Genomic DNA, 6,039 nt, shown 5'->3' on the forward strand with positions numbered 1-6,039 from the left:
TTTATTATACGATTATTTTTGAACTACAAACGTTATAGCATTTGTTTTTAATTGAATGTGTCTTTCATCACGAACTATATTATAAGCTAATTCTTTTATTTCAACTTTTACTTCTTTCCATCCTTTATAAATGCTTTTTAATAGACGTATTATTTCTTCGGTTGGGAGATTAATTTCAATTAAAGCTTCTAATTCTTCATTCGTTTTTAAATCAATTTCTTGTATGTTAGAGTTAATAATCAAACAATTAATACCGCCGTTTTTTGTCCCTTTTTTCATAGAATGAAGCACGTTTTTAAAATTTTCTTCTGATTTGACATGTTCTAAACTTGATACTGCAACGATATAATCATAAGCGTTAGAGTCAATATGATAGTTTTCAATTGCTGCTTGTTCTGTTTTTATAACCTCGAATACATCATGTTCTTTGCTATAAGTTTGTAGCTTTGTTAAAGCGGAATTAAGTAAATCAACACATGTAACAGTGCCGCTAGTATTTCTTAACTTTTGTGCAATTGGAATGCTATTTCTACCGACGCCAGAGCCAAGATCAAGTACTTGCAAGTTGTTTTGTCCTTCAAAGTGATCCATCAAGTCCATAACTGTTTTAACCGGTTTGTACAGCCAAGAGCCAATTTCAAATAGTTTATATTGTTCATAGCAAAGGTCGTGATATTTCTTTTCTTCTTGTCTTATGTAATCGATACGGTTCACATTGTTTCAACTCCAATATTTTTATTGCAAAATTCATATGTAGGACAACCTTTTATATTTGTTTGAATTCGAAAAATACCACCAGCATGTGGATACTCTTTTAATTCGTCATCCGTCATTCTTGTTCTGGCTGTTGTAACATATAAATCTGTTAAATTAGGTCCTCCAAATGTACATGATGTTACATATAAAGCTGGAATTGGAATATTTAATATTTGTTCTCCAGTAGATGGATTCCATCTAGTTATTTTTGAACCTCCCCAATGTGCAATCCATAAACAACCTTCTTCGTCAATTGTCATACCATCAGGTAGACCATCATTTTCAGAGAAAATGATTACATCACTTGGATTATGAATTTCTCCAGTACGTATATTATATTGATAGCGAACCACTTTTTTAGTAGGTGTATCTATAAAGTAAAAGTATGTATGATCAGGTGACCAAGCAATTCCATTTGATGTATTTACATGTGAAACTTTTTTCTCTACACTTAAATTATGATGTAAACAATACAAGGAACCTGCAGCATTCATACCGTATGTATCTGTAGAACCTGCCCAGAAACGACCAGCTGGATCACATTTTCCATCATTGAAACGATTTTCTATTAAATGTGGTTCAGGGTCAAAAATATGTGTCAGTTTCTCGGTATTTACATTAATAGAATAAAAGCCTTTTTCCATAGCTAAGAGTAGTACATCCTCTAAATATGGAACAACACAGCCAATTTGTTGATTGAGAGCAATTACTCGGTTCGTATTAGCGGTAGGATTGTATATGCATAATTTTCTCTCTATAATATCAACCCAATATAAAAGTTGCTTTTTTCCATCCCAACATGGTCCTTCAGCTAAACTTGCTTTAGCATCTAAAACTAATTCTATATTACTGAACAAGATGTTCACCTCGCGTTATAAGATATTAATATAATTCGATAAGAATAGAGGTAAACCTTTTAGTCAAAGGATATTAAAATTTATACTGTAGAAAAATGACCTTCTCACAAGTGATTAAAAAAGTGTATAAACAAGGAGAGGAAAATGCATATGATGTTTTATGAGATTGTTTGCTTTTCTTGTAAGAATATATTTCGTGTTTACGAAGGCAGTGAAAAATATAAGCGATTTAAAGAGAAACCAAACGGGGTATATTGTTGTGATGAGTGTAGTCATAAAATTCAATTAGAAGCGATAAAGAATTTTTTTAGGTAATTATATGTTTTTAATTCGGAAAAGTTTGACAATAAAAGTGTTATAAATTATCATATTAAAAAACTAATATTTAAAATGGCATGGAAGAGAAGAGTAGTTAAGAAAGAATACGTACAGAGAGCTCTGGTAGCTGAGAAAGAGCGGTATACATCTTAACGAAAAAAGACTTGGAGCTGCGCAAGGAACTAATTTATTTAGGGATGGTGTGACGGATTCTCCCGTTATAGAGATAGGGTATAAGCATATTTTGCCGTACCTGAAGAGGTTAATATGGTGACATATTAACAAACTGAGGTGGTACCGCGAAGCTAACAACTCTCGTCCTCAAGATGAATAATCTTGGGGGTGGGAGTTTTTTTATTGCATAAAACTGAAAATGCGAAAACAAAAAAATAATCGAGGTGAGTAATATATGCATTGGGCGTATGAAGTAGCACATGAATTAATTAGGAAACATCCAAATAAAGAAACGTTTGTTTGTGCATCAGGAATTAGTCCGTCAGGTTCTGTTCATATTGGGAATTTTCGTGAAATCGTAACGACTTATTTCGTAGTAAGAGCACTTCAAGATTTAGGGAAAAAGACTCGTTTTATATTTTCGTGGGATGATTATGATAGGTTTAGAAAAGTTCCCCAAAATATTGATCCTTCTTTTGCGAAGTATATTGGTATGCCATACTGTGATATTCCAGATCCGTATGGATGTTATAACTCGTATGCGGAGCATTTTGAAAAAGAGTTTGAAAAATCGCTTCAAGCATTTGGAATTGAAGTAGAATTTATTTATCAACATGATGAATATAGAAGCGGAAGGTATAACAAAAATATTTTAGAGGCTTTGTATAAACGAAAAGAAATATATGATATTTTAATGGACTTTAAAACTGGAGAGTGTAGTGAAGAAGAGCGAAACAATTTTTATCCAGCTGCATTATATTGTGAGAGGTGTGGAAAAGATACAACAACTATTACATATTTTGATGAAGTATTAAAAACAGTCCGGTATGAATGTGAATGCGGAAATGAAAAAGAATTATCCGTATTAAATACAAATAAAATGAAACTAAACTGGAAAATCGATTGGCCGATGAGATGGATGATAGAGGATGTTATTTTTGAACCGGGTGGAAGAGATCATTCATCAGAAACGGGTAGTTATAATGTATCAAAAGAAATTGCAAGGAAAATATTCAATCGTGAAGCGCCTCATTACGTTGCTTACGATTTCATTGGTATTAAAGGAAATCATGAAAAAATGTCTAGCTCTTCAGGGAATAGTATTACACCAAGCGATTTATTGAAAGTGTATATACCAGAAGTAATTCTCTTTATGTTTGCAAAATACAAACCAGGCGCTGCTTTTCATATTGGGTTGGATGAAGATGTGATTCGCAATTATACAGAATATGAACGATTGAAAGATAGTTATGAAAATAAAATGCTCAAAAATGAAGATTTATTTGATGCAATTAAACTATCTATAGTTGATAGCGAGTTTAAAGAATATCCGAGATTTAATCAAGTAGCAGGAACGTTACCATTATTAAATTTTGATTCAACTATTTTACAGGGGATATTAAAGAAAATAGATAGGAGTTATGCATTAGATGAAATGAGAGTGATAAGTAATCGCGCAGAGTATTGGATAAGAAACTTTCAATCTGAAAAATTAATCGCGGTAAATCAGGAGAAAAATGCTGAGTTTTACTACACATTAGATGAAAGGCAGAAAGAATGGCTAGTAGAAGTTTGTAAAATACTTCGTTCTATTAAAGATTACTCTAACTTAATGGAGCAATTATATACGATTTGTCATCATGAAAATAAAAAAATAATGAAAGAAAATCAAAAACAATTATTCACTATTATATATAAGCTCATTATGAATCAATCAAATGGTCCTCGTATACCATTATTAATACATGTAGTAGGCATAGAAAAATTCATCACACTATTAGATTTCTAAAACACATTTAAAAGCAACGTAAGTACCAAAATTTCTAAGTACTTGCGTTGCAAATTTTACTATCGTGAATACATTTTCGGACATTCATCACCACTTGGTTCATAAAAACAATGGCTTTTAAACTGTCCTACAAATGGCTGATTATACCATTCAGGTGGACAAGCTCCAACTGGACGGAAATACCAAAGAGCCCATCGTGCAGGCCAGCGCCATTGACCTTGTAAAACTTTTCGTGCGATTTCTTTTTCTGATTCACGAGCGCGTTGATAAAAATATCCATATTGTACTGCTTCAAATCCGCCGGGGCTTTGATATACAGCGTCTCGTACGGTACGGAGTTGTTTAAAATCTAAGCAATCACAAAATACACGGTTTACTACAACGCATCCAACTAACTCCTCACCTTGGCGACCTTCGCCTTCAGCTTCAGCACGAATTAATCGAGCTAGTAAATCAACATCACTTTCGTTGTATGGAATAAGGGGCATAGTGATACCACCTTTCTGTTATAGTAAAGAGTGTATGTTATAAAACAATCTGCGTGCTTTTTTACTTAAAAATAACATTTAATTTTAAGAGGAGCTTGTATAAAAAAAGCTAATTAGTAATAGTAGATAAATATAAAAGGGAGAGGTATTATGTATCGAATTCATAAAGACCATATTATTTACGCGATGTCATCAGAGAATAAACCATGTATGGTGTAGTTTTGAAATAAAGTTGCGATGCTGTATCTCTTTAATCAAAGAATTGTAAATATATGATCAAACTTTTTTATAAAACAGAAACCTGCTGGATAAGAAACCATTTGGATTAAACTTTTTTCAAAATGGTTTCTTTTTATTCAACATAGAATACGGTTTAACACAATATTTTTAATCAAACTTTATTTTAAAGCCACACATTGCTTTTTCTTATGGTGAATTTGTTTCTTAGTTATTTCCTGCATTTTATATCATTCACCAATCATGTAATGTTAAGGGAGATGACAAAAGAAAGGAAAGATGTACAAATGAGTATAGTAAAAAACGGAACATTGCAAGTAATTGGAGCAAGCATCTATTATGAGGTGCGTGGCTCGGGTCCAATTCTTCTTTTGATTCATGGTGGGGGTGGTGATGCCGACAAGTTCCATAATATTGCCGACCATCTTGCTAAATGGTATACCGTTGTTACTTACGATCGTCGTGGTCATTCCCGTAGCAATCTCGTCAATAAAACTGAGGATTACCATGTGCAAACACATAGTGAAGACGCTCACCGGCTGCTAGCCAATTTGACCAATGAACCGGCTTATATATTCGGAAGTAGTTCTGGTGCTGTCATCGGACTTGATTTGTGTATACGCCATCCTGGGCAGGTACAGTTACTAATCCCACACGAACCGGTTTTATTACAACTTTTACCTGAAAATGAGTTGAAGCAGGCTATAAATTTCATGGAAGACCTTAAAGGGAATCATAAAAGTGAGGTCATGAAGTTATTGTCAAATATCGATGATAGCAATTCCGGACTATCGAAGGATATGCTAACAAAGCGACTACTCGGCAATTCGATTTATTTCACTGAGTATGAAATCCCGGGAATTCTCAGCTATACTTTAAACATCGATGCATTAAAGCACTCATTAAAACCTGCATCGATACAGGTACGTCCAGCCGGTGGAAGTATTTCACGAGAATTTTTTCCTTACCATTGCGCATTCAACTTGGCAGAACACCTCGGAACAGAATTCGCAGAGTTTCCAGGAAACCATGTGGGCTATAACACAGTGCATCATAAAGAGTTTGCTGAGAGGTTACACGACATTCTTGAGAATTAATCCGGAAACGTATCAATCGGTAGTGTATGAGCACACCAAAGAGTTATAAGACACTTCGTAATTTAGGGTTTTGTCTTTATGTCTAAATTATAATACGATGCATGTTGTTTAAGAAAAGGGCGCGTTTGTTGAAGAATAAAGATAGAAAATGACCAAACTTTTTATAGTATAGAAACTTAAATTTGTTAGATAAGAATTCATTTTGATCAATCTTGATATGCTCCCTATTAGGTAGACAGATAAAAAATAAAAATCTGTTATCTAAGGGGAGTATTTTTTATGGCTAGAATGAAATATTCTAAAGCTGAAAAATTGGCGATTTT

The 6,039-nt window shown here is 33.4% G+C and carries 6 protein-coding genes and 1 other annotated feature; of the genes, 3 read left to right on the forward strand and 3 right to left on the reverse strand.

Going from position 1 to position 6,039, the window contains the following annotated elements:
* Positions 1-12: 12 nt before the first annotated feature.
* Together MR168_RS20010 and MR168_RS20015 are read right to left on the reverse strand one after the other, a co-directional pair.
* Positions 13-714, reverse strand: coding sequence for a class I SAM-dependent methyltransferase (locus MR168_RS20010; RefSeq protein WP_048558496.1), 702 nt, complete (start codon positions 712-714; stop codon positions 13-15).
* Positions 711-1,613 (reverse strand): SMP-30/gluconolactonase/LRE family protein, encoded by a 903-nt coding sequence (locus tag MR168_RS20015; protein WP_048558495.1) that lies wholly within the window; start codon positions 1,611-1,613, stop codon positions 711-713. Before MR168_RS20015 ends, MR168_RS20010 begins: the two co-directional genes overlap by 4 nt.
* A 144-nt stretch (positions 1,614-1,757) precedes the next feature.
* Between MR168_RS20015 and MR168_RS20020 the strand changes: the two genes are divergently transcribed.
* On the forward strand, positions 1,758-1,928 hold the full coding sequence (locus MR168_RS20020; protein ID WP_000551048.1) for a DUF2197 domain-containing protein: 171 nt from the start codon (positions 1,758-1,760) through the stop codon (positions 1,926-1,928).
* 72 nt (positions 1,929-2,000) lie between these two features.
* Positions 2,001-2,257 (forward strand) — a binding site (T-box leader).
* A gap of 83 nt (positions 2,258-2,340) precedes the next feature.
* Positions 2,341-3,894: a lysine--tRNA ligase gene (gene lysS, locus MR168_RS20025; RefSeq protein WP_086412437.1), complete on the forward strand. Its 1,554-nt coding sequence runs from the start codon at positions 2,341-2,343 to the stop codon at positions 3,892-3,894.
* A gap of 59 nt (positions 3,895-3,953) precedes the next feature.
* Here lysS and MR168_RS20030 read toward each other — a convergent pair whose 3' ends face one another.
* Complete coding sequence (locus MR168_RS20030) at positions 3,954-4,382, reverse strand: cell wall hydrolase (protein WP_001128402.1); 429 nt, start codon at positions 4,380-4,382, stop codon at positions 3,954-3,956.
* A 524-nt stretch (positions 4,383-4,906) separates the two neighbouring features.
* On the opposite strand from MR168_RS20030, the gene MR168_RS20035 reads away from it, so the two are divergent.
* Positions 4,907-5,716 (forward strand): alpha/beta fold hydrolase, encoded by an 810-nt coding sequence (locus MR168_RS20035; protein WP_000029415.1) that lies wholly within the window; start codon positions 4,907-4,909, stop codon positions 5,714-5,716.
* Positions 5,717-6,039 lie beyond the last annotated feature (323 nt).

The sequence above is a fragment of the Bacillus cereus group sp. BfR-BA-01356 genome (genome assembly GCF_022663635.1).
Classification (GTDB): Bacteria; Bacillota; Bacilli; order Bacillales; family Bacillaceae_G; genus Bacillus_A; species Bacillus_A cereus.